We start from the raw sequence: 17,119 nt of genomic DNA on the forward strand, positions 1-17,119 counted from the left end.
AATTAATTGATTCGTCTTTGGAAAGAATTAATTAGCCCAATAAATTAAAAAACAATACTAAAATTATAATTAGTTCAATTTTTTGGCTTAAAAAAGAAACAAAAAACATTTTTTAAGGTTAATTACTATTATATAAAATAAAAAATTAAGATAAGATTAGGATTTTTAACTTAAAATTTAGATTTTTGAAGAATATAACCAAAAATCATAACTATGAAACTAAAGTTTAATGGATTCTTAGTACTACTACTAGTACTTGTGACGCAATTGACTTTTGCGCAAGAACGATCTGTTTCGGGGATTGTTTCTGATAATGCAGGGATTCCTATACCGGGAGTCAGTGTATTAGTAAAAGGGACTAAATCAGGAATACAAACAGATTTTGACGGGAAATTTTCAATTAAAGCTACATCAAGCCAAATCTTGATTTTTAGCTTTATTGGAATGAAAACTCAGGAAATTTCAGCCAGTTCTATTACATTGAAAGTAAAAATGGCCGATGAGTCAGTAGAATTAGAAGGCGTGATTGTCACTGCTCAAGGTATCAAAAGAGAAAAAAAATCTCTTGGCTACGCTGTAAGTGAAATTAAATCAGCTGACATTGAACAGAGAGCGGAAGGTGACGTAGCCAGAGTATTATCTGGTAAAGCATCCGGTGTGACCATCAATCAGACGAGTGGGATCTCAGGTTCTGGAACAAGTATAAACATTCGTGGATTAAACTCTATTTCAGGCAATACTCAACCCCTATTTATCGTAGATGGCGTCCCATTTTCAGGGGACACTAATGCATCTGGAAATTTCGCAAACGGAAATTCAGGATCCAGTCGTTTTTTAGATTTAGACCCTAATAACATTGCCAATGTTAATATCCTTAAAGGATACGCAGCGACAACACTTTATGGAACAGCAGGAAGAAATGGTGTTATCTTAATCACCACAAAAGGAGGTGCTGCCAAAAAAGGATCGAAGAAAACTGAGATAACAGTGAACCAATCGTTATTTTTCAATCAAATTGCTTCATTACCAGATTACCAAAACAAATTTGGAAATGGATTTGATCAAGCTTACGGAAATTTCTTTTCAAACTGGGGTCCAGGATTTTACGAAAAGGGACTAGGCGGATATGCAGCAGCAGGATCCGGAATTAATAGCAATGGAACGGTACCTCACCCATACTCCCGAGCTTCATTAGCAACTGTGTTTCCAGAATTACAAGGAACAACAGTGCCATACACCGCTAAACCTGATAACGTTAAAGATTTTTTCAGAGTTGGTGCCGTAACCAATACCAGTATAAATATTGCTGGAGGTTCAGATGATGGGAATACTACATATAATTTTAATTTCGGTAATTTAAATGATGAAGGATTTACACCTGGAAACGTATTAAAAAGAACCTCTTTTAGTGTCGGGGGCCGATCAAAATTAAGCAACAAATTCACGATAAGTGGGACAATGAACTTTGCAAGAACTGATTTTCTTACTCCTCCTGTTGCGCGTAGTAATGGATCTGGTGTTCAAGGAACTGGTTTATCTATTTTTGCGGATGTGTTTTACACGCCACGAAATGTTGATATACAAAACTATCCTTTCCAAAACCCAGTTACGGGTTCTAACTTAAGTTACCGTTCCGGAAATGATATTTTGAATCCATATTGGACTTTAAACAATTCATCGGTACGTCAACTTACCAACCGAACATTTGGAAACGCTGCATTAAGCTATGATATCGATGACAATTTAAAATTAAATTATAGAGTTGGTTATGATTTTTATAACGAACGAAATGTTATTGGAACAAATATTGGAGCGCCAAGAGGTCCAGTGCAAGGTGAATACTCAACCTATGACAACAATAATATGATATGGGACCACAATATAATGATGAATGGTACGTATAATTTGACTGATAAAATTGGGTTTAATTTCACCGCAGGAGCGACATCAAGACAAGAAAACTTCGATAGACAAGGTGTTAGAAGTGTAGGGCAGCAAGTATACGGGATCTTAAGACATTATAATTTTGGCACACAATCACCAATACAGTATTCTGAATTAAGAAATGTTGTAGGTGTTTATGGATTAGCTGAATTTGATTATAATAAATATTTATATTTAACTTTATCCGCAAGAAAGGATTGGATTTCTAATACTTTTGAAAATACAATAACCTACCCTGCAGCTAGCTTAGCTTTTATAGCTTCGGATGCTTTAGAGGGAATCACTAGCGAAAAAGGGCTTAATTATTTAAAACTGAGAGCCGGTTATGGTACTTCAGCAGGGTTTGCCCCTTCTTATCCTGTAGCGAATACTTTGGGTAGTAACGCACGTGATTTTTCTGATTTAAATGGAGTAGTAAATCCTGCTCAACTGGTTAGCTCCAGATTAGGGAATGCAAAGTTAAAACCAGAGCTACTTACAGAACTTGAATTTGGTTTTGACTCTAAATTTTTTAACAACAGAGTCTCTTTGAACGCCTCCTATTTTAAAAGAACAACAACTGATTTAATTACAGAAACACCAATTGCAAATAGTACTGGATTTTTGACAACTTTTACTAATATCGGTGAGTTAAAAGGACACGGTATAGAAGTTGATTTAGATGTACATGTAATCAAAAACAACGCTAATGGATTTAACTGGGAGATTGGTACAAACTTTTTCAAGGGCGAAATGATAGTAACCGATTTAGGTGATCTTGAAAGGGTGACGGTAGCCGGTTTTACAAATCTTGGAAACCAAGCTATAGAAGGAGAACAAATAGGTGTAATGGTAGGAAGTCGAATTAAAAGAGATGCAAATAATAATTTCGTAGTAAATAGCATCGGAGCATATCAAATTGAAGCAGGTCCATTCATTATTGGAAATCCAAATCCTGATTTCACTTTAAATACTTCAAATAATTTCTCCTATAAAAACATTAATCTTTCCTTTTTGATCAGTTATGTTAGTGGAGGCGATATTTATTCCGGAACTACGTCTTCTTTATTAGCCAGAGGACTTACTACAGATACGGAAAACAGATTGCAAACATTTATTTTACCGGGTGTAAAAGCAGACGGAAGTCCAAATGATATCCAGCTTAATAATTCCTCTTATTATTTTGATAATATTGGTTTTGGTCCAGATGAATTAAGTGTATACGACGGTTCGGTAATCCGATTGAACGAAATATCATTAGGATACAGTTTCCCAGCAAAATACCTAAATAAATCCCCTTTTGGCAGTTTAACGTTTAGTGTTGCCGGGTATAATTTGTATTATAATGCTTTCAACACGCCAAAAGGAATAAACTTTGATCCTAACGTAGTGGGAACAGGAGTTGGTAACGGAAGAGGCTTTGACTTCTTAAATGGTCCTAGTGGAAAAAGATATGGTTTTAGCTTAAAAGCTTCATTCTAAAACATTTAAAAAAAAATTATGAAAAAAATATTTAAAACAGCAGGTTTTCTTATCACATTGATAAGTTTAGTCACGTTTTATTCCTGCGAGACTACGAACCTAGATTTAACCGAAGATCCTAATGCACTTCCATTAACAGCGGCCAGTCCGGATTTACTGCTAAATGGTGTTCAAGTAGAATTTGCCCAAGCAGTACAATTACTGGGCACTAGCGGATCTGAAGTTAGCCGATTGAAATATATGTCTGGTAGGGATTACCAAAATGCATATGGCGCTTCATTTTTTAACACTGAGTGGCAAATATCATATCGCTCTATTCTTAAAAACATTCGGGTAATGAATCCAATTGCAACCGAAAAAGGTTTTAGCAAACACATTGCAATGGGTCAAGTTATGGAGGCTTACACCATCATTACTTTGGTCGATTTTTTTGGAGACATTCCTTATTCAGAAGCTCTAGACCCTAATAATCTAACTCCTAAATTAGATTCCGGATCAGAAGTATACAAACAGGCGTTAGACTTATTAGACAAAGCCATTGTTAATTTCAATGCCACTGCCACCGCAGTACCTGCAAATGATTTTTATTATGGAAAAAACTGGAGTAAATGGATCAAATTAGCTAATACACTAAAGCTTAAAATCTATATTCAAACCAGGTTAGTAGACGCAACTGCTATCAGTAAATTCAACACGATCATTAGTTCTGGTTCCTACATAGGAGCTGGAGAAGATTTTGAATTTAACTGGGGGGTCAGTAGCGCAAATCCAGATTCAAGACATCCGGAATACGTAAATAATTATACCCCTTCAGGAATTGAAGCAGGATATCAATCCAATTGGCTGATGAACGAAATGAAAAACGGTAAATCTGTACAAGACCCTAGATTGCGTTTCTACTTTTACAGGCAAGTAAGTTCGGTACCTGTAAGTGAGCAAGATTTACGATGCACTGTTGAACCGATACCGAATCACTATGCCAATGGTGGTTATGTGTATTGCAGAATCGATTCAGATCAAGGATATTGGGGAAGAGATCACGGAAACAACGAAGGAATTCCAAATGACCGTCAAAAGAGAACTGCCTCAGGATTGTATCCAGCTGGTGGTAAATTTGATGACAACACTTTTAAAGCAATTAACGGATTAACATTTGGTGCTGCAGGACAAGGAATTACGCCGATCGTTTTAGCTTCAACGGTGGATTTCTGGAGAGCGGAAGCTGCGTTGTCTTCGGGCGGAACAGGTGACGCCAAAGCACTAACATTAGCAGGAATTCAGAAATCTTTTAATAAAGTAAGAGCCTTTATCTCTAGAGACAAAACGGCAATTACCTCATTTGTCCCTTCTACTACGGTTGACACTGACTACAAAAATATTGTAAGTACACAGTATGATAATGCTGCAGCAAATGCAAAATTAGATGTGGTAATAAAAGAATTTTTCGTCACTTTATACGGAAACGGTATTGACTCTTACAATGCCTACAGAAGAACCGGACTTCCAAAAAACATGCAACCTAACATTGACCCAAATCCAGGTGGATTTATTAGATCTTTCTTGTATCCTGCTTCAGAAACGGGGGCTAATCCAAATGTGCAACAAAAAGCAAAGGTAACTCAACGCGTATTTTGGGATAACAACCCAGAAACAGGTTTTCCAACTGGTAATTAAATCTAAAAATTATGAAAAAATTAATAAATTCAGCAAGTCTACTCATGATTGCTCTAGCGTTATTTTCATGTAGCGAAGGAGACAATACAATTGACTCTGTGTTAGAAAATACAGTTATAGGTGGTGGCACCTTACGGACTATAATACCAATAACAAGTCCTACCATAGCACTTGGAAATCCAGATGCTAAATTTGAAGTCACCGTTGAAGTCCAAGACGCTAAAAACGGAGCTGACACTGAAAAAATTGATATCTATGCATCGTTCAAAGATAATTTTGTAGCAGATGGTAACAACACCAAGGCAGAAATACTAATAAAAACGATAGCAGCTTCTGAATTTACTGCTGGCACTAGAGAATTACCTTTTGCTAAAGTAATAGTTACTGCAGCTGAATTAAAATCTAAGTTAGCACTAACAGATGCACAGTTTACCGGTGGTGATCAATTTATTATTCGGTTATCTCAAGTAATGAAAGATGGTAGAGTATTCACAAACACGAATGCAAATGCCAATGTTCTTGGAGGTGCCTACTTTAGATCCCCGTTTAGATACAATGCAAATGTCGTTTGCCCTATCACGGAAACTCTAGCTGGCAGCCACACCTTTGTTACCACTAATATGAAAGCAGGTGCAGGTGCAGGTGTTTCAGGAGCCTCCTGTGGCGGAACAGTTACCGGAACAGTTACATGGACAGCAACTGCAACAGCAGGAGTTTTCTCTACAACGGATCTAGGATTTGGTCAGTTTGGTTCTTCCTGCTGGGGAGACAACCCCGCTACCTCTTCAGGAGCCAGGGTAACTTGGTTTTGTAGCAACCTTGTTGCTAGTGGAACTGACCAATATGGTGATAGTTATACCTATAAAATAACAGCTGCATCAGGAAACAAGATAACTATCGAATGGAGAAATACATACGGTGATGCAGGAACTACAGTTATCACCCGTCAGGGTGGAGCTAACTGGCCTACAATTTTTGCCAGATAACACTTAAAATTAGTTTATATTAAAACCATCCCATTCTTGGGGTGGTTTTTTTTTATATATTTGCACCATGGAAAAAGAACATCAAATATTTGGGATTAGAGCTATAATCGAAGCCATACAAGCAGGCGCAACAGTAGACAAAGTCTACATTCAGAAGGAAGCGAGCAGCGAACTGATGAAAGACTTAATGAAAGTGATGAAGCGCGGTAATATTAACTTTTCTTATGTTCCGGTTGAAAAACTAAATAGATTAACGCCTAATAACCATCAAGGTGCAGTGGCAACCATATCCCCTATCTCCTTTTTTGATTTAGAAACGTTGATTGAATCTGTAATTGAAAACGGGAAAAAACCATTGTTCTTAATATTAGATCAAATCTCTGATGCGCGTAATTTTGGCGCTATCATCAGAACTGCTGAATGCACCGGCGTAAACGGTATTATTGTCCAAAAAGCAGGCTCAGCTCCTGTGAATGGTGATACGGTAAAAACCTCTGCAGGAGCTGTATTCAATATTCCAATTTGCAAAGTAGAACACATCAAAGATGCTATTTTCTTATTGCAAGCAAGCGGTATCAAAACAGTTGCTGCAACTGAAAAAACAGATCAAAACATCTATGATATCTCTTTGAACGAGCCTGTTGCCATAATTATGGGATCTGAGGATCGTGGTGTAAACCCATCTGTATTGAAGATTGTTGACGAAAAAGCTAAACTTCCCATGTTTGGAACTATTGGTTCTTTAAATGTATCCGTAGCTTGTGGTGCTTTTTTATACGAAGCGGTAAGACAGAGAAGTTAATTTCCAAACCCTTCCCAAAGAATAGGGAACCAAAACAAATTCACTAAAAATGAATCAAGACTCCCGTTTTGATTCATTTTTTTTATGCGCTACAACAGTGTAACAAATCGGGAGACTACACCAATAAAAAGAAGCAAATTCCTCAGGCTCGTCTCTCGGAAGATTTACAAAATTACCGTTGGCATCAAAACGCTGCATGAATTTATCCGCCAAGGGATCATAATCCGGATGTTCCCAATCATACTTATGGACTTTTTTATATTCTGGAGTTTTATATACTAACGTAAGAAGGAATCCGGAGAGCAACCCTCCCAGGTGACCTTCCCAAGAAATAGACTTATTACCTGGAATCTCAGGACTTGGAAAAACATACCAAACTAAACCTCCATAAACAACAATCACGGCAAGAGACAAGGCTATTAATCGATTGTACTTTGTTTGAATTCCCTTAAAAAAAATAAAACTAAACAACACATAAATCAAACCACTGGCTCCAATATGGTAATTCTCCCGACCAATAATCCACGTGATAAATCCAGACAATAGAATTCCATACCCAACAACCGCCAACGATTGTTTCGCATAGAAAAATTGTAAAGCGACCAATAATACCAATACAGGTATCGAGTTGTTGTACAAATGCTCTATATCACTATGAATAAAAGGACTGAACAAGATTCCTTGCAGACCTGAAAATGTTCGAGGGTAAATACCGTTTTGGACAAAGTCAAAATCAAATCGAATTTCGAGCCAAAAGACAAACCACAATACTACCACAAAAAAAAGAGGCAGTCCAATAACTAAATTCGTGAATTTAAAATGTTTGTCCATGAATCCTACTTGTTTATACTATCATCTTAATTCAAAAACTTCTCCAAAAGCAATTTAATGCAATTTTGTCATAGTACAACCCAAGAGTAAAATTAAACACAAGAATTCCTAGCCCAGATGGAAACGGCATCCCACGCTTTTTTGCGTGGATATAGTGTACAGCTGGAAATAGCTCCGAAAAATAAATTTGACAATCATAAATGGGCTTAGATTAAAAAAAATATTAATTTTACACTATGGAAGCACCACTTGCAGAACGCATACGACCACAAAAATTAGAGGACTACATCAGTCAATCCCATTTGGTTGGACCAAATGGTTCCTTGACACAACAAATTACAAAAGGAATTATCCCTTCCTTAATTTTTTGGGGACCACCGGGCACTGGTAAAACTACTTTAGCGCAAATTATTGCACAGGAATCAAAACGACCCTTTTATATTTTGAGTGCCATCAATTCCGGTGTGAAAGACATTCGCGAGGTGATTGAAAAAGCAAAGCAAAGTGGGGGTTTGTTTACGGCTAAAAACCCTATATTATTCATTGATGAGATTCATCGTTTTAGCAAATCCCAACAAGATTCGTTATTGGCTGCGGTAGAAAAAGGGTGGATCACCCTAATTGGTGCCACAACAGAAAACCCTAGTTTTGAAGTTATTCCAGCACTATTGTCCCGATGTCAGGTGTATGTTTTGAACGCTTTTAGCAAAAAAGACTTAGAAACACTTCTGGAACGCGCCATAAAAACAGACGCTTATTTGCAGACCAAAAACATTAAACTAAGAGAAACAGAAGCCTTATTGCGCCTTTCCGGTGGCGATGGACGTAAGCTGTTGAATATTTTTGAACTTGTTGTACATGCATCCGAAGAAGACGATGTTATAATCACTAACGAACGTGTTTTTGCTTTAGTACAACAAAATACCGTTTTGTATGACAAAACTGGCGAACAACATTATGACATTGTTTCAGCTTTTATAAAATCCATTCGGGGAAGTGATCCAAATGGTGCTGTGTATTGGCTTGCCCGCATGATTGAAGGCGGTGAAGATGTTAAATTTATTGCTCGTCGAATGCTTATCCTGAGTAGTGAAGATATAGGAAATGCCAATCCAACTGCTTTTATTATGGCCAATAATACCTTTCAGGCGGTTGCCACAATTGGATATCCGGAAAGCAGGATTATATTAAGCCAATGTGCCGTTTATTTAGCCACTTCCCCTAAAAGTAACGCTTCGTATCTGGCCATTGGAACTGCGCAACAACTTGTAAAACAAACTGGCGATTTACCGGTACCAATTCACTTGCGCAACGCGCCCACTAAATTAATGAAAGAATTAGGGTATGGCGAAGAATATAAATATGCACACGATTACACAAATAATTTTGCAGAACAAGAATTCCTTCCTAATGAACTGTCCAACAATCCCATTTATATTCCCGGAAATAACTCCCGAGAAAACATCACAAGAGAATTCTTAAAAAACCGCTGGAAAAATAAATATGGCTATTAAAACACAAAAAGGGATACACCGCAGTACATCCCTTTTAGAAAAATAATTAATTTATAATTGCACTAAAACTTTACCGCTATTTTTTCAGAATATAATTTGTCGTTTTCATAATACTCAAAAAACCATTGGTTGTTCTTAGCAATTAAAACACCTTTAATATCTCCTTTGAAAGCGATAAAAGATTCGGCACTAGAGGTTTTAAAAACTTTCATAACAACTTTTGGAGAACTATCAATCAACTGGAAACCGGTTGCCGTAGGCTGAGCATAAAGCAAATCCATTTCTTTTTCATCAGATACTGAGTCGCTGACTACTTTTTGAGCCAACACCACCGGAGCGGCCAAGGGCTTGGTAACTTCTGGCTCCATAGTTGTATTTATAGTACCGTTATATTTATATTGCAACTCATTAACGGATTCAAAAGCTTTGTTAAGCGCTTCGCCATACGCAGTTTCATATTGTTTCTCCTTGCTTTTCCCCACTGCAGATTGGAAAATTATTTTCCCGTAACAATCCTTAAGTGTCACAAATAACTTAGTCATCAAAAAAGCATTTTCTTTAACAACATCCATATACAACAAACTGCAACGGTCACTGTAGTCACTTGGAATGGCTTCTTTGCTGTAAAAAGCTTCAAAACCGGCTTTGTTTAGATTGAATTTAGACATTGTTGTCAGTCGATACTGATTCTCTGTTTTGAGGAAATCGTACTTAACGGGAATAATCACAGCTTTATAATCGTTTACCGATTGAGAATAGGAATAACTAACAACTAATATCAGCAGGAATACTAATGATTTTTTCATCTTTATAAATATTTTTTAAGTTCTAATAAATGGTTAATTTGTATGATGTGCTGTTCTACCTGAACTTTACTTTCATTAAAAAAAATAGCTTGCAGTCCCGCATCCAGTGCTCCTTGAACATCCGCTTCTAAACTATCACCAATCATGATACTTTTTTCTTTTTTGGCTTTGGCCAAATCTAAAGCGTAATCAAAGATAATGGGATTTGGTTTTTTTACCCCAGCCATTTCTGAATTAGTTATGGTCTGAAAATAGCTTCCAATTTTTGAATTGTTCAATTTTTTAAATTGCACTTCCGCAAAACCATTGGTTATAATATGCAAATTGTATTTAGGTTTTAAATACTCCAAAAGTTCCACTGTCCCATCAAAAAGATGATTGTTATCCGGCAAAAACCGAATATAATCCTCCGCTATAGTCTCTATTTCTTCATCTGAAATAGTATAACTCAACGCATCAAACGAGTGTTTCAATCGATTGTACCGCAATTCCTGATGGGTAATCTTATCGTATTGATAAAGTGCCCAACACGCTTGGTTAATTGGAACATATTTTTCAATAAACTCCTTGGTTGCTATCGTTGGATGATTTCTGTTAAAAATAGTCTCAAAAGTGAGCTCTGAATTTTTATCAAAATCCCAAAGGGTATGATCTAAATCAAAAAAAACGTCCTTTATATGTGTTTGTTTCATTTTGTAATTTTAAAATATCCCTTCATCTGCAAAGCTGAAATAACTGGTTTCAGTTATAATAAGATGATCTAATACTTTTATTTCTAAACTATCACCTGCCAATTTCAATTTTCTTGTAATTTGTTTGTCGGCATCACTAGGAATCAAGGTTCCGGAAGGATGATTGTGACACAAGATCAATGCTGTAGCTCCGATTTCGAGTGCCGTTTTGAAAACGATTCGCACATCGACCAATGTTCCGGTGATTCCGCCTTTACTCAATTGGGATTTCGACAGTACCTTATTGGAGTTATTCATATAAATAATCCAAAATTCTTCGTGTGGTAATTCCCCAATAATAGGCTGCATGATTTCGAAAATGATTTTGCTGGAAGTAATTTTTGTCAATTCCACAACCTCTTCGCCTCTTCTGCGTCTTCCTAATTCTAAAGCAGCAATAATAGAAATGGCCTTTGCCTCTCCTATTCCTTTAAATTGCATGAGCTGAGACAGTGATAATTTTCCTAAGGCATTCAAATTAGTATCTACGCTTGCCAAAATCCGTTTACTCAAATCCACCGCTGACTCATTCCTGCTGCCGGAACCTATCAAAATAGCTATCAGTTCCGCATCACTCAAAACACTTTTACCTTTCAGCATTAGTTTTTCACGTGGTTTATCGTCTTCGGACCAATTGGTAATAGGAAAAAAGGAATTTTCAGCCATTCGCTTGTTGTTTAAATTTGTTTGCGCATGCAAATACTATTTTCTAAACCCACATAAGGCTCATAATTATCAACAATAACATATCCCGCTTTTTGATACAAAGCAATAGCTTCCTTTTGCTTGTATAATGTTTCCAAAACAGAAAATGATGATCCAGAATCCTGCGCCCAAAGTTCCAATTCTCGTAAAATAGTTTGAGCCAATCCCATTCCTCGCACCTCAGGAGAAACAAACATACGTTTTATTTCAATTGTATTTTTATCATATTTTTTAAAACAACCGCAAGCAACAGCTTCGTTTTTTAGATATACAACAATAACATTTGGGTTTAATTCCAAAATATTATTACCCCAATAGTCGGTTTTTAATTCGGGATAACGCTCCCATAAACTTTTATCTAAAGCGCTAATAAGAGCCATAAAATCAGGATTTTCGCTTGTAGTCTTAGCAATTCTTATAGAATCTTTCATAGCATTATTTACTTTACCAATTCCTTTACTTCATCAAAATTCAATCCGCCGTAATTACCGGAACTCATCAACAACAAAGCCGAATTTTCAAGGTTTAAATTAAACAAATAATCCGCGAAATCTTTTGGATTGGTATAAATAATTAAATCTTTTCTGTTAAAAGCAGTAGCAATTTGCTCGTGTGTTACTTCCTCCAATTGTTTGATTTTTACGGCATCGGGCGAATAGAAAACTACTGCTGTATCAGCATATTCAAGTGCGCCTTCGTATTCTTTCAAGAATTCTGCATTCAAGCTACTATAAGTGTGAAGTTCTAAACAGGCCACTAAAGTACGATTTGGATATTGTTCTTTTACCGCTTTGGTAGTTGCCGCCACTTTACTTGGGGAATGTGCAAAATCTTTATAGGCCACTTTTGTTTTACTCTCCGCAATTTTTTCTAATCGTTTTGATGCACCTTTGAAACTGGCAATGGCTTCATAAAAATCAGCTTCATCAACACCCATATTCTGGCAAATCCATTTGGCACCAGCCAAATTATTAAGATTATGTGCTCCAAAAACTTCAATTGGCATGTCGCCTTCCGGAGTTTCCAGCAGTGTCACACCCTCATTAACAGTATATTTTGGGGTATGATAGGCTAATTTTCGGATTGGATTTGTAGCCGCTTCTGCAACACGTTTTACTTCAGTATCATCTTCATTATACACGAGAATCCCGCCATTGGTAATTTTGCCAATAAAAATTTCGAACTGCTCCACGTAATTTTCATACGTGGGAAAAACATTGATATGGTCCCAAGCAATCCCTGAAATTAGAGCAATATTCGGTTGGTATAAATGGAACTTTGGTCTTCTGTCTATCGGCGAGGACAAATATTCATCTCCTTCTAAAACGATAAAGTCATTCTCTTCCGTAAGATGCACCATTGTATCAAATCCTTCCAGTTGAGCGCCAACCATGTAATCTACAGCAATGTCATGGTAGTGCATTACATGCAAAATCATCGAAGTTATAGTTGTTTTTCCATGAGAACCACCAATAACCACACGTGTTTTATTTTTAGATTGTTCGTATAAAAACTCCGGATACGAATATATTTTGAGTCCTAATTCCTGGGCTTTCAATAATTCAGGATTATCTGCTTTGGCATGCATACCAAGAATTACAGCTTCAATAGCTGATGTTATTTTTTCAGGAAACCAGCCTAATGCTGGCGGTAAAATCCCTTTTTTGTCTAATCTAGATTTTGACGGTTCAAAAATGGCGTCGTCACTTCCCGTAACTTGATATCCTTTGTTGTGTAATGCTAAAGCCAGATTGTGCATGGCGCTACCTCCGACAGCTATAAAATGTGTACGCATTAATTGTTTTAATTTAGAGTTTTACAGTTCAAGTGAATTAAAAACTACTTTGAACCTTTTTGTTATTATAGGATTCTAAAAGAGATTTTGCCTTTTCAGTTTCATTCATTTTATCATTATATAAGCTAACCAGCTTTTGGTAACTTATTTTTGAACCACCAGCCAGAATTGCTTTTTTATACTGCTGTTCCGCACCTTTATATCGTTCGAAATATTCCTCAATATGTCCTCTGGACAAATAACCATCAACAGGAGATAATCGCAATAATTCATTAGAATATTTTACTGCCTTAGTTTCACTCCCACCAATAATACCTGGCAATTGAATATACAATTCTATTAAAGCCCAACGCGCCTCTATATGTTTTGGATTCAGATTGATGGCCTTTTCAAAAGATGCTTTGACTTCAGCAATCATCCCAAGCGCCTTAAATTTACTGCTCTCTTTAGCTCTCATTCCCATCGCACCACCATATTTATAATAATAATTGGCTTCCGATGGTTTTACTATTTTTAGCTTTTTATAATAGGTAATTGCTTTTTCCCATGAATTATAATAACCGGCAATATCGCCTAAATACTCTATCGTCTTCAAATCTGAAGGATTCGTTTTTAGTATTGATTCGAATATTGTTTGTGCCTGCGCATACTTTTCCTCTTTGAAGAGTTTTTGCGCTTTTTCAAAATTGGATTGTGACCAAATCATAATAGGAAATAATAAAAAAACTAATATAAAATGTTTCATTCTTCAAAAATAAGGAAAATTTAAAGTAATAAAGAGCTTTTTTAATCTTAAAAAAAGTTAACAAATCAATATGTGTAGCGTGTAATAATAATACATACGAAACATTACCATAACACAGAGTAATTAATTTCGTCAAAACAAATTATGAAAAGAAAGAGAAAAATTCGTTTAGTGGTATTAAGCGATGTACACTTAGGAACTTATGGTTGTCAGTCCACCGAATTACTACAATACTTGAAATCGATTCAGCCAAAAATGCTGGTTTTAAATGGAGACATCATTGATATGTGGAGTTTTAGCAAAAGATATTTTCCTGCCTCACACATGAATGTATTGCGACAAATCATAAAAATGTCGAATCAGGGAACTCGAGTTATTTATATTACTGGTAATCATGATGAAGCTTTACGAAAATATTCCGATTTTATTTTAGGGAATTTTGAATTGGCAGATAAATTAATTCTGGACTTAGACGGAAAAAAAACCTGGATTTTTCACGGGGATGTTTTCGATTCTTCTACGAAAGGCTATGCTAAAATTTTAGCTAAACTTGGCGGAAAAGGCTATGATTTATTGATTTTGATAAATAGTTTTATCAATTGGGTTTTAGTGCTTTTGGGAAAAGAAAAAAGAAGCTATTCTAAAATGATTAAGGACAGTGTAAAAAAAGCCGTCTCTTTTGTTTCAAATTTTGAAACTACAGCCGCCGAAATTGCTATTCAAAAAAAATACAGTTATGTAGTTTGCGGACACATTCACAAACCCCAAATGAGGGAAGTACAAAATGAACATGGAAAGGTTATGTATTTAAACAGCGGTGATTGGGTCGAAAACCTTACCGCATTGGAATACAAAAAAGAAAAATGGAGTATTTACCAGTATAAAAAAACGGACTATATAGACCATGAGAACAAAGAAGATGCAATTATAAATGACATTGTAACCAAAATTTTATCTTAATAACCCTGAGGAAAAATCATCTTATCCTAATAAATCCATATTTAAAAGAAATCAGTTATAATCCAATCTAAATAACAAACATGAAAATATTTTATGCTATTCAAGCCACTGGCAACGGTCATATCAGTAGAGCCATGCAACTTTATCCTTATTTACAAAAATTTGGCACTGTAGACTTCTTCATGAGTGGAAATAATGCTAGCCTAAAAATTGATTTACCGGTAAAATACAAAAGCGACGGTTGCAGCTTGCACTACAGTAAATGTGGTGGCTTGAACTACTGGAATATTGCAAAAAACATTAGGCCAATACAGATGTTCAAAGATGCAAGCTCTCTACCTTTAAAAAATTATGATGTTGTAATAAATGATTTTGATTCAATTACTTCTCTTGCTTGTAAATTACAGAAAGTACATTCGGTACAATTTGGACATCAAGCTAGTTTTGCGTCAAAATTGACACCAAGACCAGAAAAAAAAAGCCTTATGGGAGAAATAATTCTAAAACATTATGCTCCTTCTCCGCAGTATATTGGATTGCATTTTGAGAAATACGATTCTTTCATTCTCCCTCCAATTATTAAAGATGAAATCATACATGCCGAACCAAAAGACTTAAAACACATAACGGTTTATTTACCGTCTTTCCAAAAAGATTGTTTAGAAAAAGCGTTTAATAAACGCTCCGAAATTAATTTTCACTGGTTTTTGAATGATGTAAAACTCAAACATACCATTGGCAACATCACGTATTATCCTGTAAATCAAAAACAGTTCAATCAAAGCTTAATCAACTGTCATGGTATCATAACCGGTGGTGGATTTGAAACACCCGCAGAAGCATTGTATCTTAGAAAAAAAATACTCAGCATTCCTATACGAAATCATTATGAGCAGGAGTGTAATGCTGCAGCACTAAAAAAAATGGGGGTTCCAGTAGTTTATGAAGCAGGTGATAATTTTGATTTAATCATAGAAAACTGGCTTAATAAGGATACTCCTATACCTAATATACTAGCTAATACAGTCCCTGACACATTACAGTTCTTATTTGACACCTACAACAGTAACTAATTCTTAAATTACGGCAACAAAAAAGGTGTTCTAAAAGAACACCTTTTTTGTGAAATTTATGAAAATTAGTCGTTCAACATTTTCCACAACTTGTCTTTTAATTCTGTCAAACCTTGTTGAGCCACAGAAGAAATAAACATATAAGGAACATCTTTGAAAGCAACGTCTAACTCTACTTTTAGCTCTGCCTTTAACTCATCATCAAGCATATCGCATTTAGAAATCACCAGCAAACGCTCTTTGTCAAGCATTTCGGGATTGTATTTTGTCAATTCATTTACCAAAATATCATATTCCGCTTTGATATCCGGAGTATCCACTGGAACTAAGAACAATAAAGTTGAATTCCGTTCAATATGGCGCAAGAAATAATGTCCAAGACCTTTTCCTTCGGCTGCTCCTTCAATAATTCCGGGAATATCTGCAATTACAAAAGATTGAAAATCTCTGTAGGCTACAATACCAAGATTTGGTTTCAAGGTAGTAAACGGATAATCGGCAATTTTTGGTTTTGCAGAAGTCAAAACTGACAATAATGTTGATTTTCCTGCATTAGGAAAACCTACCAAACCTACATCAGCCAGCACTTTTAATTCTAAAATAACATCCATCTCTGCTCCAGGCAATCCCGGTTGAGAATATCTGGGGGTTTGATTTGTCGAGCTTCTAAAATGCCAGTTACCTAAACCACCTTTCCCACCGCGAGAAAGAATTTGTTTTTCACCCTCATCAGTAATTTCAAATAATATTTCTCCCGTTTCTTTATCCTTTACAACAGTACCCAGCGGCACTTCGATAAATTTATCGTCACCATCTGCACCGGTACTCCTGTCTCCACTTCCATCTCCACCATTACCGGCTTTGATATGTCTGGCAAACTTTAGGTGAAACAATGTCCAAAGTGCTTTATTTCCTACCAAATATACATGGCCACCACGACCACCATCACCACCGTCAGGGCCTCCTTTTTCAATAAATTTTTCTCTGTGCAAGTGCGTAGATCCTTTTCCTCCTTTTCCGGATGAAACATATATTTTAACATAATCTACAAAATTCCCTTCAGTCATTTTTTTTTGTTTAAAAGTTTATAGT

15 protein-coding genes are annotated in these 17,119 nt (G+C 36.0%); 7 read left to right on the forward strand and 8 right to left on the reverse strand.

Annotated features, from left to right (window positions below):
- Window positions 1-213: 213 nt before the first annotated feature.
- The 4 genes from EKL95_RS01190 to rlmB all read left to right on the forward strand — a co-directional run bounded on the left by EKL95_RS01190 (window position 214) and on the right by rlmB (window position 6,867).
- Window positions 214-3,405 (forward strand): SusC/RagA family TonB-linked outer membrane protein, encoded by a 3,192-nt coding sequence (locus EKL95_RS01190; RefSeq protein ID WP_126563354.1) that lies wholly within the window; start codon window positions 214-216, stop codon window positions 3,403-3,405.
- An 18-nt stretch (window positions 3,406-3,423) separates the two neighbouring features.
- Window positions 3,424-5,079 (forward strand): SusD/RagB family nutrient-binding outer membrane lipoprotein, encoded by a 1,656-nt coding sequence (locus EKL95_RS01195; RefSeq protein WP_126563355.1) that lies wholly within the window; start codon window positions 3,424-3,426, stop codon window positions 5,077-5,079.
- A gap of 11 nt (window positions 5,080-5,090) precedes the next feature.
- Entirely contained in the window at window positions 5,091-6,065 is a 975-nt protein-coding gene (locus tag EKL95_RS01200) for a hypothetical protein (RefSeq protein ID WP_126563356.1), read from the forward strand.
- 67 nt (window positions 6,066-6,132) lie between these two features.
- Entirely contained in the window at window positions 6,133-6,867 is a 735-nt protein-coding gene (rlmB, locus tag EKL95_RS01205; protein ID WP_126458809.1) for a 23S rRNA (guanosine(2251)-2'-O)-methyltransferase RlmB, read from the forward strand.
- Window positions 6,868-6,921: 54 nt separating this feature from the next.
- On the opposite strand, the gene EKL95_RS01210 is transcribed toward rlmB, so the two are convergent.
- On the reverse strand, window positions 6,922-7,698 hold the full coding sequence (locus EKL95_RS01210) for a rhomboid family intramembrane serine protease (RefSeq protein WP_126563357.1): 777 nt from the start codon (window positions 7,696-7,698) through the stop codon (window positions 6,922-6,924).
- A 236-nt stretch (window positions 7,699-7,934) separates the two neighbouring features.
- Here EKL95_RS01210 and EKL95_RS01215 point away from each other — a divergent pair, with 236 nt between their 5' ends.
- Window positions 7,935-9,212 carry a replication-associated recombination protein A gene (locus EKL95_RS01215; protein ID WP_126458803.1) on the forward strand — a complete coding sequence of 426 codons (1,278 nt, stop codon included), beginning with the start codon at window positions 7,935-7,937 and terminating at the stop codon, window positions 9,210-9,212.
- 62 nt (window positions 9,213-9,274) lie between these two features.
- Here EKL95_RS01215 and EKL95_RS01220 read toward each other — a convergent pair whose 3' ends face one another.
- From EKL95_RS01220 to EKL95_RS01245, 6 genes are read right to left on the reverse strand one after another with little or no spacing between them, the layout of a single operon-like run.
- The gene (locus EKL95_RS01220) at window positions 9,275-10,018 is read right to left on the reverse strand and encodes a hypothetical protein (protein WP_126458800.1); all 744 of its coding nucleotides are present in this window, start codon (window positions 10,016-10,018) and stop codon (window positions 9,275-9,277) included.
- Between the two features lie 2 nt (window positions 10,019-10,020).
- Window positions 10,021-10,710, reverse strand: coding sequence for a YjjG family noncanonical pyrimidine nucleotidase (locus EKL95_RS01225; protein WP_126451796.1), 690 nt, complete (start codon window positions 10,708-10,710; stop codon window positions 10,021-10,023).
- 9 nt (window positions 10,711-10,719) lie between these two features.
- Complete coding sequence (gene radC, locus EKL95_RS01230; RefSeq protein WP_126451795.1) at window positions 10,720-11,415, reverse strand: RadC family protein; 696 nt, start codon at window positions 11,413-11,415, stop codon at window positions 10,720-10,722.
- 11 nt (window positions 11,416-11,426) lie between these two features.
- On the reverse strand, window positions 11,427-11,885 hold the full coding sequence (locus EKL95_RS01235) for a GNAT family N-acetyltransferase (protein WP_126458793.1): 459 nt from the start codon (window positions 11,883-11,885) through the stop codon (window positions 11,427-11,429).
- Window positions 11,886-11,893: 8 nt separating this feature from the next.
- Window positions 11,894-13,249, reverse strand: a complete 1,356-nt coding sequence (locus EKL95_RS01240) for a UDP-N-acetylmuramate--L-alanine ligase (protein WP_126563358.1) — start codon at window positions 13,247-13,249, stop codon at window positions 11,894-11,896.
- A gap of 37 nt (window positions 13,250-13,286) precedes the next feature.
- Window positions 13,287-13,994: a tetratricopeptide repeat protein gene (locus tag EKL95_RS01245; protein WP_126563359.1), complete on the reverse strand. Its 708-nt coding sequence runs from the start codon at window positions 13,992-13,994 to the stop codon at window positions 13,287-13,289.
- Window positions 13,995-14,138: 144 nt separating this feature from the next.
- Here EKL95_RS01245 and EKL95_RS01250 point away from each other — a divergent pair, with 144 nt between their 5' ends.
- Together EKL95_RS01250 and EKL95_RS01255 are read left to right on the forward strand one after the other, a co-directional pair.
- Window positions 14,139-14,954, forward strand: a complete 816-nt coding sequence (locus EKL95_RS01250) for a UDP-2,3-diacylglucosamine diphosphatase (protein ID WP_126563360.1) — start codon at window positions 14,139-14,141, stop codon at window positions 14,952-14,954.
- Between the two features lie 80 nt (window positions 14,955-15,034).
- Window positions 15,035-16,027 (forward strand): glycosyltransferase family protein, encoded by a 993-nt coding sequence (locus tag EKL95_RS01255; RefSeq protein ID WP_126563361.1) that lies wholly within the window; start codon window positions 15,035-15,037, stop codon window positions 16,025-16,027.
- Window positions 16,028-16,092: 65 nt separating this feature from the next.
- On the opposite strand, the gene obgE is transcribed toward EKL95_RS01255, so the two are convergent.
- Complete coding sequence (gene obgE / locus EKL95_RS01260) at window positions 16,093-17,094, reverse strand: GTPase ObgE (RefSeq protein ID WP_126451789.1); 1,002 nt, start codon at window positions 17,092-17,094, stop codon at window positions 16,093-16,095.
- Window positions 17,095-17,119: the final 25 nt, after the last annotated feature.

This window comes from Flavobacterium sp. LB2P53 (assembly GCF_003970305.1).
In the GTDB taxonomy this organism is placed as follows: domain Bacteria; phylum Bacteroidota; class Bacteroidia; order Flavobacteriales; family Flavobacteriaceae; genus Flavobacterium.

Coding starts and splice junctions, on each gene's coding strand:
- EKL95_RS01190 (WP_126563354.1), top strand. CDS start 214: ATGAAACTAAAGTTTAATGGATTCTTAGTACTACTACTAGTACTTGTG.
- EKL95_RS01195 (WP_126563355.1), top strand. CDS start 3,424: ATGAAAAAAATATTTAAAACAGCAGGTTTTCTTATCACATTGATAAGT.
- EKL95_RS01200 (WP_126563356.1), top strand. CDS start 5,091: ATGAAAAAATTAATAAATTCAGCAAGTCTACTCATGATTGCTCTAGCG.
- rlmB (WP_126458809.1), top strand. CDS start 6,133: ATGGAAAAAGAACATCAAATATTTGGGATTAGAGCTATAATCGAAGCC.
- EKL95_RS01210 (WP_126563357.1), bottom strand. CDS start 7,698: ATGGACAAACATTTTAAATTCACGAATTTAGTTATTGGACTGCCTCTT.
- EKL95_RS01215 (WP_126458803.1), top strand. CDS start 7,935: ATGGAAGCACCACTTGCAGAACGCATACGACCACAAAAATTAGAGGAC.
- EKL95_RS01220 (WP_126458800.1), bottom strand. CDS start 10,018: ATGAAAAAATCATTAGTATTCCTGCTGATATTAGTTGTTAGTTATTCC.
- EKL95_RS01225 (WP_126451796.1), bottom strand. CDS start 10,710: ATGAAACAAACACATATAAAGGACGTTTTTTTTGATTTAGATCATACC.
- radC (WP_126451795.1), bottom strand. CDS start 11,415: ATGGCTGAAAATTCCTTTTTTCCTATTACCAATTGGTCCGAAGACGAT.
- EKL95_RS01235 (WP_126458793.1), bottom strand. CDS start 11,885: ATGAAAGATTCTATAAGAATTGCTAAGACTACAAGCGAAAATCCTGAT.
- EKL95_RS01240 (WP_126563358.1), bottom strand. CDS start 13,249: ATGCGTACACATTTTATAGCTGTCGGAGGTAGCGCCATGCACAATCTG.
- EKL95_RS01245 (WP_126563359.1), bottom strand. CDS start 13,994: ATGAAACATTTTATATTAGTTTTTTTATTATTTCCTATTATGATTTGG.
- EKL95_RS01250 (WP_126563360.1), top strand. CDS start 14,139: ATGAAAAGAAAGAGAAAAATTCGTTTAGTGGTATTAAGCGATGTACAC.
- EKL95_RS01255 (WP_126563361.1), top strand. CDS start 15,035: ATGAAAATATTTTATGCTATTCAAGCCACTGGCAACGGTCATATCAGT.
- obgE (WP_126451789.1), bottom strand. CDS start 17,094: ATGACTGAAGGGAATTTTGTAGATTATGTTAAAATATATGTTTCATCC.